This is a genomic window from Streptomyces sp. NPDC096339, from assembly GCF_044762985.1.
Taxonomy (GTDB): domain Bacteria; phylum Actinomycetota; class Actinomycetes; order Streptomycetales; family Streptomycetaceae; genus Streptomyces.
The window spans coordinates 44,632-59,982 of record NZ_JBIWFI010000025.1; the positions used below are offsets into that span (position 1 = coordinate 44,632).

A 15,351-nucleotide genomic window follows, 5' to 3' on the forward strand; every position below is an offset into this window, starting at 1 on the left:
GCCGCTGTCAGAGTCTGTCCTGCGGCCGCCGGACCCGGCAGTCGAGATGGACACTCCAGGCACAACTCGTGCCCGGACGTCGGAGATCCCGGCAGTCCATGCTCGGCTGACCTGCACATTGCTCAGTTTCATCCCAGGGTCCGGTGGCTGCGACCCCAATACACGGCACAGCGTGCCATATGCCCGTCGCGATGAACGGGCGCGTTGGCAGACGAAGCGAACCATGGAGACGGTGACGGGCATGGCAGACACGAACACGACGGCGGCCGCCGAGCAGCTCAAGCAGAAGTGGGCCACGGACCCGCGATGGGCGGGCATCGAGCGGACCTATTGCGCCGAGGACGTCGTCCGGCTCTCCGGCAGCGTCCGCGAGGAGCACACCCTGGCCCGCCGCGGCGCCGAGCGCCTGTGGCGCCTGCTGCACGACCTGGACTACGTCCACGCGCTCGGCGCGCTGACGGGCGGTCAGGCGGTGCAGCAGGTGCGAGCGGGCCTCCAGGCGATCTACCTGTCGGGCTGGCAGGTCGCGGCCGACGCCAACCAGGCCGGCCACACCTACCCGGACCAGTCCCTCTACCCGGTCAACTCCGTTCCCCAGGTGGTCCGCCGGATCAACAACGCACTGCTGCGCGCCGATCAGATCGCCACCGCCGAGGGCGGATCCGACACCACGGACTGGCTGGCCCCGATCGTCGCCGATGCCGAGGCCGGTTTCGGCGGCCCGCTCAATGCCTTCGAGCTGACCAAGGCCATGATCGCGGCGGGCGCGGCGGGCATCCACTACGAGGACCAGCTCGCCTCGGAGAAGAAGTGCGGCCACCTCGGCGGCAAGGTCCTGGTCCCGACCTCCCAGCACATCCGCACCCTCAACGCGGCCCGCCTCGCCGCCGACATCGCGGATACCCCGACGCTGATCATCGCCCGCACCGATGCCCTCGCCGCGAACCTGCTGACGAGCGACGTCGACGAGCGCGACGCGCAGTTCGCGACGGGGGAGCGCACGGCGGAGGGCTTCTACCGGGTGCGGAACGGCATGGCCCCGGTCATCGCCCGCGGCCTGGCCTACGCTCCGTACGCCGACCTCATCTGGGTCGAGACCGGCACTCCCGACCTCGCCCAGGCCCGCGAGTTCGCCGAGGCCATCCACGCGCAGCACCCGGACCAGATGCTGGCCTACAACTGCTCGCCCTCCTTCAACTGGAAGGCCGCCCTCGACGACGACCAGATCGCCAAGTTCCAGCGCGAACTCGGCGCGATGGGCTACAAGTTCCAGTTCATCACCCTGGCCGGCTTCCACTCCCTCAACCACGGCATGTTCGACCTCGCCCGCGGCTACGCCGAGCACGGCATGACCGCCTACGTCGACCTCCAGGAACGCGAGTTCGCCGCCCAGGCCCAGGGCTTCACCGCGGTCAGGCACCAGCGCGAGGTCGGCACCGGCTACTTCGACCTCGTCTCCACCGCCGTCAACCCCGCCTCCTCCACCACCGCCCTCACCGGCTCCACCGAAGAAGAGCAGTTCCACTGAACAAGTCCGCCCGGCTTCTCGGCCGCCCGCAACAGGCCGGGCCGGACGGCCGTCTCCGTCCGGCCCGGCCCACCCCGTCAGGAGACCGAAATGACCACCACCGCCACCACACACCGGGTCAGGGTCCTCGCTGCACCAGGCGACCGCCACGACGAGATCCTCACCCCGGAAGCACTCGACTTCATCGGCCGCCTGACCGGGGCGTTCGGCGAGCGCCGCGAGCGCCTCCTCAAGGAGCGCCGCCGTCAGGCGATCCGGATCGCATCCGGATCCGCGCTGGACTTCCCGATCGCCGGCTCCGCCGTCCGCGCCGACCCCGACTGGCGGGTGGCTCCACCTGCCCCGGGGCTGGAGGACCGCCGGGTGGAGATCACCGGTCCGCCCGAGCGGCGGATGGCAGTCAACGCCCTCAACTCCGGTGCCAAAGTCTGGATGGCGGACTTCGAGGACGCCACCGCACCCACCTGGGACAACGTCATCGGCGGCCAGCTGAGCCTCCTCGACGCGATCGAACGCCGGATCGACTTCAGCACGCCCGAGGGGAAGGAGTACCGCCTCGGCGCGCAGCTTCCCACCGTCGTCGTCCGCCCCCGCGGCTGGCACCTCCTCGAGGAGCACCTGGAGTTCGACGGCCGGCCCCTCCCCGCTTCCCTGGTGGACTTCGGGCTGTACTTCTTCCATTGCGCGCAGCGGCAGATCGACGCCGGGTACGGCCCCTACTTCTACCTTCCCAAGCTGGAGAACCGATACGAGGCCCGGCTCTGGAACGACGTCTTCGTCCTCGCTCAGGACCTCCTCGGCATCCCGCGCGGCACCGTCCGCGCCACCGTCCTGATCGAGACGATCACGGCCGCTTTCGAGATGGAGGAGATCCTCTACGAGCTGCGCGAGCACTCCTCCGGCCTCAACGCGGGCCGCTGGGACTACCTCTTCAGCCTGATCAAGACCTTCGGCCACCGCCCCGACTTCCAGCTCCCCGACCGCGCCAAGGTGACCATGACCGCCCCCTTCATGCGCGCCTACACCGAACTCCTCGTCCGCACCTGCCACAAGCGCGGCGCCCACGCCATCGGCGGCATGTCCGCCCACGTCCCCAGCAAGGACCCCGAGGCGAACGACGCGGCCCTCGCGAAGGTGCGTCTGGACAAGGAGCGCGAGGCCGAAGACGGCTTCGACGGCTCCTGGGTCGCCCACCCAGGCCTGGTCCCCGTCTGCCGGCAGGTGTTCGACGGCGTCCTGGGCCCGCGCCCGCACCAGCTCGACCGCACCCGGGAAGACGTCCAGGTCGCGGCTTCGGACCTGCTTTCCGTACGGCGGATCAGCGGCCCGCCCACCGAGCAGGGCGTGCGCACCAACATCGCCGTCGCCCTGCGGTACTTCGACGCCTGGCTGCGCGGCCAGGGCGCCGTGGCCCTGTACGGGCTGATGGAGGACGCTGCCACCGCGGAGATCGCCCGGGTCCAGATCTGGCAGTGGCTCCGGCTCCGGGTCCTCGACCGCGAAGCGGTGCTCCGGGTACTGGACGAGGAGCTCGCCGCGCTCGGCGCCGAACACCCCTGGGCCGCCGTCGACGAGGTGCGGGAGCTGTTCGAACGCACTGCCCTGGCCGGCGAACTTCCGCTCTTCTTCACCCCCGAGGCCTACACCCGCCACCTCGTGCGCATCGCGGACGCACGGTCATGAGCACTGCCATCCGCCGGATCGGGGTCGTCGGTGGCGGGCAGATGGGCGCCGGCATCGCCGAGGTCTGCGCCCGCGCCGGACTCGACACCGTCGTCTGCGAGGCCGACGCCACCGCCGCGCGTGCTGCCCGCGAACGGGTCGCCGTGTCCCTCGAGCGCGCCGTCCAGCGGGGCAGGCTCGACCGGATCTCCGCGGAGGACGCACTCGCCCGCCTCGTCTTCACCGGCAGTGTCGACGACCTGGCCGACCGGCAGCTCGTCATCGAAGCGGTGACCGAGAACGCGGACGTCAAGATCGAGACCTTCGCTGCCTTGGACAAGGTCGTCGTCGACAGCGAGGCGATCCTCGCGACGAACACCTCGTCCTTGCCCGTCATGCGTCTGGGCATGGCCACGGGGCGGGCCGACCGGGTCGTGGGACTGCACTTCTTCAACCCCGTGCCCGTCCTGCCACTGGTGGAGGTCGTCTCCTCGCTGCACACCTCGAGGGAGACCGTGGAGACGGTGGAGGCCTTCGCCCGGGAGACCCTGGGCAAGACGGCGATCCGGTCCCGGGACCGGGCCGGCTTCGTCGTCAACGCCCTCCTCGTGCCCTACCTGCTGTCGGCGATCCGGATGGCCGAGTCCGGCTTCGCCACCGCGGCCGACGTCGACGCCGGCATGGAGCTCGGCTGCGCCCACCCCATGGGCCCGCTGAAACTCGCCGACCTCATCGGCCTCGACACCGTCGCGGCCATCGCGGAGTCGCTGTACGACGAGTTCAAGGAACCCCTCTACGCCCCGCCTCCGCTCCTGATGCGGATGGTGCAGGCAGGGCTGCTGGGCCGGAAGACCGGCCGGGGGTTCCACACCTACGACCGGGGCTGATGAGGGACCCGGTGCTGCCGCCGGGCTGAGGGGCCCGGCAGCGTGGTGGTAGGGGGTGCGGCGGAGTGGTGTCCGCCGCACCCCGCTGCGCTGTCCAGCCGACGACGTCTGCCACCGTGTCAGGCTTGTCGCCGTTGTCAGGGCGGCGCGATCCCGGCCTCCGCGGCGGCCTTGATCCTGGCGCCGAAGTCGTCTGCGTCCTTGCGCGCGGCCGCAAGTGCCAGGCCGACCAGGAGCTTGCCCAGCCCGTGGCCTTCGAGCACATTGAAGATGCGGACACGGGTCCCGCCACCGGGCAGCGCCTCCAGGTCGTAGCCGCCTTCCCGCGCCGTCACGCTGTTCTTCGAAATCTCTGCCCACCGGAGCTTGACCGGGGCTTCGAGGTCGGTGATGCGGAACTCCCTGGAGGTCTTCATCCCGGCGTCCTTGACGGTGCTCCGGAAGATGGTGCCCACCGCGGTCGCGGTGTCGGGATCCCGTTCGATCCTGAGGACCCGTGGGCTGAACTCCGGGTCGTTGCGTCCGTCGGCGAGAAAGACGAACACCTCGTCGATGGGACGGTCGACCACGACCGTTGCTTCGAACTGTCCTGACATCGCCGCTCCAGGTAGGTGCGCGTCGGGTCTCCCCGTGTGTCGTACCGGCAGGGCGAACCTATGTGAGCGCGCGCCGACACGCGCGCCGGACGCTGCCGGCCGGACCGTGGGGAGCTCGCGGTCCGGGGAGCCTGGAGGGGAGGCGTCCTCGTCAAGCCGCCGAGGCGGTGAGCCTGCCGATCCCCCGGATGGTCTACCGCCGAGTGGTAAGGCGGGTGGGTGAGAAAGGCCGTTACGCGGCCCCATGAGAGGGCCATGCGCCGATTGGGCGGTTGCGCGGCCATCCTCGCCACGTCGATGCAGCACCCCGTTGCGGGGTCAGCGGGCGATGGAGAGCGCGAAGGGCGTGAATCCGCTGGAGCGGATCACGTGCGGTACGAACAGGATCGCGGCCTCCGCGGCGCGGGCGGTCTGGATCCCGCCCAGGTCGGTGATCCACTCCTTCCGCCAGCCGAGGTCGGTGAGCAGGTCGTGGACGGTCTGCTTGGCTTGGGGGTCCTCGCCGGAGAGGAACGCGGTGGGCGGCTGGGTGAGGCTGGCCGGTGCGGTCATCACCGAGAAGAGCATGGTGTTGAGGGTCTTGACGACGCGGGTTTCGGGGAGCGCTTCCTGGAGCCGCTCGGCGAGGCTGGAGCCGGGGTAGAGCAGGTCGGCGGGCAGGCCGTCCGGGCCGTCGGAGGTGGCGTTGGAGACGTCGACGAGGATCTTGCCCCGTAGTTCCTCGCGCAGGGCGGCGAGGCGTTCCAGTGAGCCGGCGCCGGGTGTGGCGTTGATGACGATCCGGGCGGTGCGGGCGGCGTCGGCGGCGGAGCCTGGTGTGCGGTCCGCGACGGTGACCTGATGCCCTGCTCGGGTGAGGGCGGCGGCGAGGCTGCCGCCGACGCGGCCGTTCCCGAGAATGGCGATCTCGTGCATTGCGGTCTCGTTCATGTCGATTCGTCCCTCTTGTGTTTTCCGCTGTGCTCTTCGTCGGGGTCAGCGGGAGAGTGTCGATGCGGCTTGGGCGTGGACGCCGGGTGCGGCGGCCAGGAAGCTGTCGCTCTGCGGGGTCCAGGGGCGGCCTTCGGCGTCGGAGATCCGTCCACCTGCTTCCCGGACGAGCAGCGCCCCGGGGAGCAGGTCGGCTCGGGCTCCGGCGAACTGCCAGAAGACGTCGGTCCTGCCGGCGGCCACGTTTGCCAGGTGCAGGGTGGCGGGCACAGAGGTGCGTACGACGAGGGCGTCGAAGAGCATGGCGGTGATCGAAGCGCCGACGCGGCGTACGACTTCCTCGTCTTCGTCCGGCCGGGCCTGGCTGGTGGCGACGATGCTCAGGTCGAGGTTCGCGGTCTGCGCAACGTGCAGGGGCCGGCCATCGAGGTGGGCGCCTGCTCCGGCGAGCGCGGTGTAGGTCTCGCCGGTCAAGGGCAGGTGGACCACGGCGAGGACGGGCTGGTTCTCGCGCACCAGGGTGGCGGTGACCGCCCATTCCGGCAGGGCGTGCAGGTGGTTGACGTTGCCTTCGGCCGGATCGACGACCCACCATTCGCCGGGCGGCAGTGCCCCGCCGTCGAGTTCGTCCTCCACCCATCCGGCGTCCGGACGCAGTTCTGTGAGGCGGGGGCGCAGGATGGCGAGGGCCGTGTCGTCGTTGTCGGCGAGCGCGTGCACCAGGTCTTCGCGGGTCTCGTGGCGGACCACCTCGCCGAAGCGCTCGCGCAGCGCCGAACCGGCCGTACGCACGACGATCACGGTCTGGGCGAGCAGGTCGGCGTCGGAGACGGTGTCGGCGGAGGTGGTCTGAAGCGTTTCGGACATGGCGGAGCTCCTGACGGAGGAGGGGAGGGGTGCGACGGGTGACGCCGTATCGGCCGGGCCGGGCCGGGCAGGGCGTTGCGTCGTGCGCTTGTGCCTCAACGGTATGGACCCCCGGAGTTAACTTCAACTGCATGTCAGGCATGCCTAGGATGACTCCCATGCAATTGGATTTGAACCTGCTCACGGCGCTCGACGCGCTGCTGGAGGAAGGGAGTGTGGCCGGGGCGGCCGCGCGCCTGCATGTCACCGCGCCCGCGATGAGCCGGAGCCTGGGCCGGATCCGGCGCACGACCGGGGACCAGATTCTGGTGCGCACCGGCCGCACGATGACCCCGACGCCGTACGCGATCGCCGTCCGGGCGCAGGTGCACGAGTTGGTGCACCAGGTCCAGGGGGTATTGGCGCCGAGCCGTGAACTCGATCTGGCGACGTTGGAGCGCACGTTCACACTGCGCTGGCACGAGTCCCTGGTCGCCCTGAGCGGACCTGCGCTGCTCGCGGCCGTGCGGGGTCAGGCTCCCGGCGTGCGCTTGCGGTTCATCGGGGAACCGAGCATCGACACGCACGAGTTGAGGCGTGGGGAGGTCGACTTGGAGGCGAACGCCAACCGCTCGAGCGCGCCGGACATCCGTACCGAGAACGTGGGCGAGACCCCTCTGGTCACCGTCGTAAGGCGGGGGCACCCCCTCACCCGCGCCAGGACCCTCACCGTGCAGCGGTACGCCGCGGCCGAGCACGTCACCGTCTCGCGACGTGGGAACCTCGACAATGCCTTGGACGAAGCCCTCGCCCGGCTGGACCTGAGACGACGCGTGGTGGCGACCGTGCCCACGGAAGCGGCCGCGGTCGCGTTCGCGCGTGACTCCGACCTGGTGCTCAGCGTCCCCGAAGCCACCACGCGCTCCGCGGTCGCCGACCTCGGCCTGGTCGTACTCCCGCTGCCGCTGGAACTGCCGTCGGCGCCGGTATACCTGTCATGGCATCAGCGCTACGACACCGACAGTGCTCACGCCTGGCTGCGCGGGCTGGCTCGAAACGCGTTGGCCTCGCTTGGACCGGCATGACACCTCCTCCGGGTCCACCAGGTGGCCGGCCGCCGTCGCGGATCCAAGTGGTCAGCTCGGGAGCGCAGTGCGCCAGGCGGCGTCGAATTGCCGTCGGAGCGTTCGCGCGGTGTCCGCCGCGGCCGGGTCGGCACGTGGGTCCCACCGCCGCAGCGGCTGTGACTCGGTCAGGGTGGTGAATGCCGCGTCGTTCAGTAGGAACAAGGGGGCCACCGCGGACGTCCGTCGGACCTCGGCCCGTACGGAGGAGTCCCTTCCGGGCGCGGCGAGTGAGTCCAGCAGGGCGAGCAGCGACCGCACCGCTGTCTCGTTCTCCCGGCGCAGGAGGGTGCGTTGTGAGGCGAGCAGGGGCCCGGAGTCGTACGCCGGGAGCAGCAGCCGCAAGTGCAGCCGTCGGGGCAGGGGTGCTCCGGCGGCTGCCTCAGCGGCGGCACTGTGAAGGGCCCGCAGGACCCACCGCGCGCCGACGACCGAGGCGTCGAAATCGAGCTCGGGCTGCCGGAAGGCTTCGGAGAGCGCTTCGGCGAGGGACAGCGGCGCCTCTTCGCATGCGGTGATCGACCGGAGCATGTCATCGGCGTCGCGGTACCGGGCCTGCGGGTCCTTGGCCAGCGCCTTGCTCAGGAACGTGTCCCAGCGCGGCGCGGGTGCCGCTGCTCCCAGCTTCGCCGAGAGCCGGGGCGGCTCCCCGGTCATGTGGCCGTGGGCGATGGTGACCGCGTGCTCGGCATCGAAGGGTGGCGATCCGCAGAGCAGTTCGTGCAGGAGGCAGCCGACCGCGTACACGTCGGAGCGCCCGTCCGTAGGCCGGCGCATCAACTCCTCCGGGGAGACGTGGTGCACCGGTCCTGGGGCCGTGGGGAAGGCCGGTCCCCAGGCATCGGGAGTGGGGTCGCCGTGAACCGGTCGGCGGAACCGCACGATCATGACGCGGCCTTCGGGATCGGTGCGCAGGGCGTCAGGGGAGAGGACGGCGTGTCCGTCGCCCGCGGCCCGGTCGTGCCGGAGCCCCTCCAGGACGCCGCGGGTCACGGACAGGGCGCGCGCGAGGGGGAGCGGTCCGGTGGCGAGCAACTCCCTCACGGTCCCGGGCAGGTACTCCAGGACGACGTAGGGGCGTGGCCCCCTCCAGTGCCGTGTCACGTCCTGGGCATGGACGCGGGCGATCGCGGGATGCGGATCCCCCGAGTGCAGTGACTCCTGCCAGGCGTGGAACCGGGCCACGGCCACCGGGTCGCCCACGAGCTCCTCGCGGAGCGCGGTGACGGCGACCCGTGCCCCGGTGTGGCGGTCCAGGGCGAGCCAGGTCTCGGTGTCCTCCCCCTCGCCGGCGCGTTCAACGATCTCGTAGCCGTCGATGAACAGGCCCCCGTGCCGTCCTCCCGCAGCCGACGGGCCGACCACCCCGTCGTGGCCGGCGGCGGCGTCCTGCGCTGCGGTGAAACCGTGGAGGTTCCACACGAGCCCCAACGAGGAAGCGGTGTTGCGGTTGTTGCTCTGCGGACGGGGCAGCGAACTCCGGGTGAGCCGGTGGTCCAGTTCGGCGAAGATGGTCCGCAGGTCCAGGGTCGGCCCCGCATCCGGGATGCCCGAGCGCAGGATGCTCAGGAGTTCCCCGGAGAACGCGGTGTGCCGCAGGCCCGGGGGCGACAGCGCCTCTCGGTGGGAGGCGCTCGCCGTCATCAGGAACACACCCTCGATGCCGGCCTTGTCGGCGAGCCGCTGGTCCGTGAGGGTCCTCGGCAGGATGCGGCCGCTGTAGCAGGAGTCCAGGATGACGATCCGACGCCGGGCCCGGCTGGCCATCAGGGGCCGACGGAGCCATTCGTAGGCCAGGAGCGTCTCCTGCTTCTCGGGCGCGGAGCCGGGGAGCGTCAGGTTCAGTTCCCCGGAGAACGGGTCGGGCAGCCCGTGGCCGGCGTAGTAGAGGAGCAACGTGTCACGCGCGTCGGCGGCGGCCGCCCGCACGGCGTCGAGCACCTCCTCCGGCCCGGCGGGGTTGTGCAGCATGGCGCTGTGGTGGGCCGGGACTCCCCACAGGCGCGGCGAGCGCAGGGCCTCGGTGAGGTCCAGCAGGCTGTGGGCGACGGCCGGGAGCGGTTCCAGGTGCTCGTAGTCGCTGACCCCGACGAGCACGACTCGGGAACTGCCCGGGTCGGGGAGCCCGGGCGGGGATGTCACTCGACCGGCCCCGCATCGCCGGGCTCGAGGGAGGCGACGAGGCGCGCGAGGACCTCCGGGTCGTCGGAGGACAGCTCGACGGTCGTCCGGCCGCGGGTGAGAGTGGCGGTCGCGGCCGGAGAGGACCCGCCGGGCCGCGTGCGCCGCCAGCTCAGGTAGGACAACGCCAGCACGCCGAGTTGCAGGCCGGTCTCGGTGGCCAACTGCACCCATTCGTAGGCGCCGCCGCCCTGGACACCGGGCGAGGGCGGCCCCGAGGCGAGGGAGACCGAGGCATGCTGGGACACCTCGCGGTCCTCCAGCAGCCACAGGTAGAGCGACCCGAGTGCATCCGGATCCGCTTCGTCCCACCCGGGCGACAATCGCAGCTCGAGCTCCACATCAGCCTCCCCCGTCACCAACCATGCCGAATTCAAGGGTACTTGCATGTCGCGGCGCGGTGTGTCCTCCTCAGGGGGTCGCGCGCACGATGACGAGTGATCCTTCGTACGAGGGCCGGCTGCGCAGGTGCCCGAACTCCTCGTCCCAGGCTCCGGATCGCAGGTCGTGGCGCAGGGACTTGTCGAAGCGCTCGCGAACGCCGTCGTCGACGAAGCTCCACGCCGAGCACGCCTGGCGGGCCGCCGGTTCGAGCAGTACCTCCGGCCGGCCGTAGTAGGCCTCGTTGAACCCGTCGGTGCAGTCCAGCGGAATCGGCACGCTCCGCACCGTGCAGGTGCCGCCCAGGGCGGCTCCCAGCTCCTCGACGGCCGGGTAGCGCCGGGCCTCGGTGTCGAGGACCTCCGGGGCGTACCGGTACAGCCAGAAGTCCCGGACCAGTGCGGGGTCGCAGGTCAGGATGACCACCGGTCCGCGGGTCACCCGCCGCATCTCGCGCAGTCCGGCCCGTACGTCGGACCACTGGTGCACGCTGAACAGCGTCATCGCCGCGTCGAACTGCCCGTCCGCGAAGGGCAGGTCCTCGGCCACGGCGTCCACCGCGGGGCCGAGGTGCGCCGGACGCTGGGCGCGCATCGACTCCGAAGGCTCGACCGCCGTCACGCCGCGCGCCGCGTCCTCGTACGAACCGGCCCCGGCGCCGACGTTGAGCACGGAGTCCGCGTCGCCCAGAGCCTCGGCGATGAATTGGGCGATGCGCCGGTCCGGGCGTCGATGGGAAGAGTATCCGGCGCCGATCGTGCCGTAGTCGACGTCGCCGGCGCTGCCGTCCTGGGTGCGTGCGGTCATGGGAGCTCCTCACCTCGGTCGTGCCGACAGGGTATGGGAGCCGGATGGGTTACGGAGGGCGGCGCGGGTCGCGCGGGCCCTGCGCCGCTCATCGGTCGGCGTACGTGCGCGCGGTGAGTCTGCGCTCGGCCCGAGGGGCGATGGCGAGGGCGAAGCCGTGATTGGCGGCGATGGCGCGGGTGTGGTCCGCGGAGAGCGAGCCGTGCCGTTCGAGGGTCAGGGCGGGCAGGGCCGAGCGCTCGTGTCCGGTCGCGCGGTGGAAGGACAGCACCGTGGTCGACATCGGCTCGTGATGGGGGTGCCGGCGGCGTGCCGCGGCCTCGTCCTCGTGGATCAGGGTGGTGACGCCGGGCTCGTGGCCGAAGTCGGCGATCAGGCCCGAGGCCTGCCAGTGGGCGGGTTCGTGGTTCACTCCGGTCCGGTGGCGGGAGCGGTTCACCGAGGTGATGGACAGGAGGTCCGAGGCCGTCGCCTCCAGTGCCGCGGTGAGGAAGGCGTTGGAGGGGCAGCGGTAGCCGGGCCCGATGAGCTGCACGGTCGTGATTCCGTCCTGGACCGCCGTCAGGTGCGCGGGAACGTGCGGGGCGGCGGGCCCCCGGAATCCGAACGGGCCGAGGGCGAAGAGCTCCTCCACCAGGTCCTGGATCTGCCGCCGCCGGAACTCCGCCGGCAGCCGGCACCAGTCGAACAGGGACGGCACGTGCTCGCCGACGGTCGTGACGCTGCCGACCTGGTCCGCGGGGCGGCCCTTCAGCAGGTTCACCCGCTCGACGACGCCCCGGTCGGGGAGTGCCGTGAGCGCGTAGAAATTGCCGAACCCGTGTGCCACCGCCTGGCCCCGGGCCAAGGCCGCCGAAGTGTGCGTCACGTCCTCGGCGTTGCCCAGGAACCGCTGCCTGGGAACCTTGGCGCGTCCACTCATTTCGGCCTCCCGGCGTGATCGTTTACGACGTCCAACGAGTCGTCCGCCCGACGGTCACTCGCCCCGCTACCCCGGCCCTGCCGTGGCGGTCGCCGCGCTGGTCAGGTCCGGGACGGGGTCGGGCAGTGCGGCGGTCTCGTGCTGCGGGAGTTCGGCGGTCATCCAGCTCGTCTCGCCGCCGGCGCGGGCGCTGAAACGGAGCAGGTTGCCTTCGCCGTCGATCCAGTAGCGGGTGTTGCCGGGGCGGTTCCCGTCGGCGTTCGGGCCGGGGCTGCCCGGTCCGGCGAAGACGGTGACGGGCGTCGTGCCGATGCGGTCGTCCTTGATCCAGCGGGCGCTGCTGCGGGCGAGGAGCTGGGCGTTGTCGGGGCGGTTGCTGCCCAGACCCAGCAGGAGGCGGAGCGCGGCGTCGAGAGGGGAGGCGTGCGGGGTGAGCCGGTGGGGCTGCCAGCCGTGTGCGGGCGGCCGTTCGGGCAGGCCGCCGGACCACCCAGGGAGGGTGACCACCGTGCTCTCGTTCCACTGGATGAGCTCGCGGGCGGGCAGTGCGCCGGCTCCGATGATCTCGGCGAAGCCGAGGTGGCGGCGCCAGTCCACGCGTCCGCTGAGGGTGACGGTGGTGCCGCGGTAGGGGATGGTCATGGTGACGCTGCCCGTGCCGCGCCGGTAGGTGGTGAACCGGGCGAGGGCGGCGCGGTCGGCTTCGGCGGGGGTGAGGGGGCGCGCCAAGGGGGCGCGGTCGTCGCCGGTGTCGCCGCCGCTGCCGCCCGTGCAGCCGGTGAGGGTGAGCAGGCAGAGCAGGACCGTCGCCACGCGGGCGGCGCGGGGCGGCTTCATCGGCGGTCCCGGCTGCACGCGTCGAGGAGGGTCGCCTCCGGCAGCGGAACCGATGCCGCGTCAACGGGCTGCGGGGCCGGCGCGGTCGGGACGGCGGGCGCGGTCGCGGCGCGGGGCAGCTCTGGTTGGTCCGGAGGGAACGGTACGTCGAGGAAGGGCAGGCCGGCGGGCGCGTCCGGGCTGTCGATTCGGGTAAGGGGACCGGGGGCGGGAGCCGGGGATGCGGGGCAGGCCATGGAGGCGGCGAGGCCGGCGGGCAGGGTCGGGCCGATCTCGCCGGTGAGGCAGTTCCCACTGCCTGGGGCGTGCGCCGAGGCGAGGTAGGCCGCGTCCAGGGCGTTGTCGGCGAAGGCGTTGTCGGTCAGGCGGTTGCCCACGGGAGCCAGGTCTTCGGCGGAGGAGAGGATCAGCGCGGCCCGGGGGTGCCCGGTGATCCGGTTGTGCGTGACGGTGTTGTCCCGGCCGCCGGCGATGCCGATCCCGATCCCGTAGCCGCCGTCGGCCTGTTCGGGGGTGTCGGCGGCGGTGTTGTCGGCGACGAGGTTGCCGGCGATGGTGGCGCCGGACTGCGGGGTGAGGGCTTCGAGGTAGTCGGAACCGACCGTCATGCCGACGCGGTTGCCGGTGAAGCGGTTGCCGACGATCCACAGGGGGCCGCTGGCGTTGGTGTTCTCGTAGCCGACGGCATTGCGTTCGGCGGTGTTCCCGCGGACCAGGATCTCGCAGGGCCTGCACTGGCCGACGTAGATGCCGGAGTCGGCGCTGCCCGAGGCGTAGCTGTGCTCGATCGTGCCGCGGCGGGCGTTGAAGGCGTAGATCCCGTACAGGCCGTTGTCGGCGGCGGTGACGTAGCGGACGCGGAAGCCGTTCAGGGGAGGGTTCGCCGCAGGGTCGAGGCGGTGGTAGCCGTCGCTGCCGCGCCCGATGCCCTCGCCCTCGTTCTTGAGCCCGGTGACGAGCACGCCGTTCTGGAGGTGGCTGCGCACGGTGAGGTTCTCCACGCTCACGCCCGGAGCGGTGACCACGACGCCGTTGCCGCGCTTGCCCTCGCCGTCGATGGCCACGCGGTTGCGGTCGGTCCCGCGCAGCGTGACGTGCGCGGTCCTGATGCGGACGGTCTCGCGGTAGACGCCGGGGGAGAGCAGGACCATGTCGTGCGGTGCCGCCCGCTCCAGAGCGGCGTTGATCGTGGGGGCGTCCGCCGGTACGCGGATGACGACCGGTGCGCGCGGCGCGCTGTCGGAGCCCCGACCGCTCTGGGCTCCACAGCCGGACGCCGAGGCAACGGCCAGGAGGATCAGGAGAATTGTGAGGCGGGGCATGCGCACGAGGGGCCTCGATCCGGGCTTCATCTCAGGACTCACGACAAGGACACGCACTTCTTCGCGTACGTAGAGTACGCGCATGACTGCACAGAGTAACCACCGCTCCGTGGTGACCCGACGGGTGCTCCTCGCCACCGCGCCCGCCCTCGCCGTGTCCGTCGGCTGTCGATCGGATGCGGATCCGAGAGCGGGAGGCGGGCGGGCGCCGGGTGCCGGAGGGTCGGCGGCGGCGTCCGTGGCGGACCGACAGGAGGGGGTCGACCGCCCCGAACGGCCACAGACCCATGTCGTGGTGTCCGTGTACGACTTCCTCGACCGGGCGGGAGCGGGGCGGACCCTGGAGGTGCTCGGCGGGGCCGTCCTCGAGGCGACGGCCGGTGGCGGGGCGGGGCGGGCGGACGGGTTGACCGTGACGGTCGGGCTCGGGCCCGGACCCGTCGCCGCCCTGGACCGGCGCCTGCCCGGCGCCGCCGGACTCCCGGCCTTCGCCCGCGAGGAGCGGACCGCGCGGGCCTGGGGCGGGGACCTGCTGGTCCAGGTCTGCGCCGAGGGAGCGGCGGCGGCCGCCCGCGCCGACGAACGTCTCGCCCGGCTGCTGGCCGCGGAGGGCCGCGCCTCGCTCCGCTGGTCGCAGGCGGGCTTCCGGCCGGCCGGCGCCGGGCCGGTCCGCAACCCGCTGGGGTTCCAGGACGGCATCGAGATCCCGCGGGGCCGCGCCGAGTTGGACCGGGAGGTGTGGCTGCCCGGCCCCGGGCGCGCGGCGGGCGGGACCCTGGCCGTCGTGCGGCGGTTGCGCATCGACGTACCCGGGTTCCTCGCGGAGCCGGAGCGTCGGCAGGAGGAGGTCATCGGCCGCAGGAAGGCCGATGGGGCCCCGCTGGGCGGAGGCGAACCGCTGGGCCGACTGGACCTGTCGGCGAAGACGCCCCGGGGGCGCTATCTCGTTCCGGCCATGGCGCACGCTCGGCGGGCCAATCCGAACGCCACCGGCAGCGGGAAGATGCTGCGCCGCGGCTACGGATACGACAACGGCCCGGACGACCGCGGACTGCTGTTCATCGCCTTCCAGCGGGAGCTGCGCACCTTCACCGCGACGCAGCGCCGTCTGGACGAAGGCGATGACCTGATGGCGTTCGTCACGGCCACCGCCTCCGGCAGCTTCCTGGTCCTCCCCGGCTTCGACGCGGACCGCCCTCTCGGGGCGACCCTTCGCGCCGGCGGGGCGTGGCCTTCCTGGTGACCCGGGCCCGGATCAGGTGAAAGATCACTCAAAAGTGCGAAACATCCACCCGGGGATTCCATCGAAGATCATCACGTGGTGATCA

At 71.9% G+C, this 15,351-nt stretch carries 14 protein-coding genes; 5 read left to right on the forward strand and 9 right to left on the reverse strand.

What is annotated here, in order from left to right; genetic code table 11:
- Positions 1-241 precede the first annotated feature (241 nt).
- From aceA to ACIQ5Y_RS26855, 3 genes are all read left to right on the forward strand, one after another.
- The gene (gene aceA, locus ACIQ5Y_RS26845) at positions 242-1,528 is read left to right on the forward strand and encodes an isocitrate lyase (protein ID WP_403885517.1); all 1,287 of its coding nucleotides are present in this window, start codon (positions 242-244) and stop codon (positions 1,526-1,528) included.
- A 90-nt stretch (positions 1,529-1,618) separates the two neighbouring features.
- Positions 1,619-3,211, forward strand: coding sequence for a malate synthase A (gene aceB / locus ACIQ5Y_RS26850; RefSeq protein WP_403885520.1), 1,593 nt, complete (start codon positions 1,619-1,621; stop codon positions 3,209-3,211).
- Entirely contained in the window at positions 3,208-4,077 is an 870-nt protein-coding gene (locus ACIQ5Y_RS26855) for a 3-hydroxybutyryl-CoA dehydrogenase (RefSeq protein WP_403885523.1), read from the forward strand. The genes aceB and ACIQ5Y_RS26855 overlap by 4 nt, the downstream gene beginning before the upstream one ends.
- Before the next feature lie 137 nt (positions 4,078-4,214).
- On the opposite strand, the gene ACIQ5Y_RS26860 is transcribed toward ACIQ5Y_RS26855, so the two are convergent.
- The 3 genes from ACIQ5Y_RS26860 to ACIQ5Y_RS26870 all read right to left on the reverse strand — a co-directional run bounded on the left by ACIQ5Y_RS26860 (position 4,215) and on the right by ACIQ5Y_RS26870 (position 6,470).
- Positions 4,215-4,673 carry an SRPBCC family protein gene (locus ACIQ5Y_RS26860; protein ID WP_403885526.1) on the reverse strand — a complete coding sequence of 153 codons (459 nt, stop codon included), beginning with the start codon at positions 4,671-4,673 and terminating at the stop codon, positions 4,215-4,217.
- 318 nt (positions 4,674-4,991) lie between these two features.
- On the reverse strand, positions 4,992-5,588 hold the full coding sequence (locus tag ACIQ5Y_RS26865) for an NADPH-dependent F420 reductase (protein ID WP_403885686.1): 597 nt from the start codon (positions 5,586-5,588) through the stop codon (positions 4,992-4,994).
- Positions 5,589-5,648: 60 nt separating this feature from the next.
- Positions 5,649-6,470, reverse strand: coding sequence for an inositol monophosphatase family protein (locus tag ACIQ5Y_RS26870; RefSeq protein ID WP_403885529.1), 822 nt, complete (start codon positions 6,468-6,470; stop codon positions 5,649-5,651).
- Between the two features lie 158 nt (positions 6,471-6,628).
- On the opposite strand from ACIQ5Y_RS26870, the gene ACIQ5Y_RS26875 reads away from it, so the two are divergent.
- The gene (locus tag ACIQ5Y_RS26875) at positions 6,629-7,534 is read left to right on the forward strand and encodes a LysR family transcriptional regulator (RefSeq protein WP_403885532.1); all 906 of its coding nucleotides are present in this window, start codon (positions 6,629-6,631) and stop codon (positions 7,532-7,534) included.
- 51 nt (positions 7,535-7,585) lie between these two features.
- On the opposite strand, the gene ACIQ5Y_RS26880 is transcribed toward ACIQ5Y_RS26875, so the two are convergent.
- The 6 genes from ACIQ5Y_RS26880 to ACIQ5Y_RS26905 all read right to left on the reverse strand — a co-directional run bounded on the left by ACIQ5Y_RS26880 (position 7,586) and on the right by ACIQ5Y_RS26905 (position 14,023).
- A complete protein-coding gene (locus ACIQ5Y_RS26880; protein WP_403885535.1) occupies positions 7,586-9,715 on the reverse strand; it encodes a caspase family protein in 2,130 nt (709 codons plus the stop codon).
- Positions 9,712-10,095, reverse strand: a complete 384-nt coding sequence (locus tag ACIQ5Y_RS26885) for a hypothetical protein (protein ID WP_403885538.1) — start codon at positions 10,093-10,095, stop codon at positions 9,712-9,714. Before ACIQ5Y_RS26885 ends, ACIQ5Y_RS26880 begins: the two co-directional genes overlap by 4 nt.
- A gap of 70 nt (positions 10,096-10,165) precedes the next feature.
- Positions 10,166-10,942 (reverse strand): class I SAM-dependent methyltransferase, encoded by a 777-nt coding sequence (locus tag ACIQ5Y_RS26890; protein WP_403885541.1) that lies wholly within the window; start codon positions 10,940-10,942, stop codon positions 10,166-10,168.
- A gap of 88 nt (positions 10,943-11,030) precedes the next feature.
- The gene (locus ACIQ5Y_RS26895; RefSeq protein ID WP_403885544.1) at positions 11,031-11,864 is read right to left on the reverse strand and encodes a hypothetical protein; all 834 of its coding nucleotides are present in this window, start codon (positions 11,862-11,864) and stop codon (positions 11,031-11,033) included.
- 66 nt (positions 11,865-11,930) lie between these two features.
- On the reverse strand, positions 11,931-12,701 hold the full coding sequence (locus tag ACIQ5Y_RS26900; protein ID WP_403885547.1) for a hypothetical protein: 771 nt from the start codon (positions 12,699-12,701) through the stop codon (positions 11,931-11,933).
- Positions 12,698-14,023: a nitrous oxide reductase family maturation protein NosD gene (locus ACIQ5Y_RS26905; RefSeq protein ID WP_403885550.1), complete on the reverse strand. Its 1,326-nt coding sequence runs from the start codon at positions 14,021-14,023 to the stop codon at positions 12,698-12,700. Before ACIQ5Y_RS26905 ends, ACIQ5Y_RS26900 begins: the two co-directional genes overlap by 4 nt.
- A gap of 82 nt (positions 14,024-14,105) precedes the next feature.
- Between ACIQ5Y_RS26905 and ACIQ5Y_RS26910 the strand changes: the two genes are divergently transcribed.
- Positions 14,106-15,266 (forward strand): Dyp-type peroxidase, encoded by a 1,161-nt coding sequence (locus tag ACIQ5Y_RS26910; RefSeq protein WP_403885553.1) that lies wholly within the window; start codon positions 14,106-14,108, stop codon positions 15,264-15,266.
- Positions 15,267-15,351 lie beyond the last annotated feature (85 nt).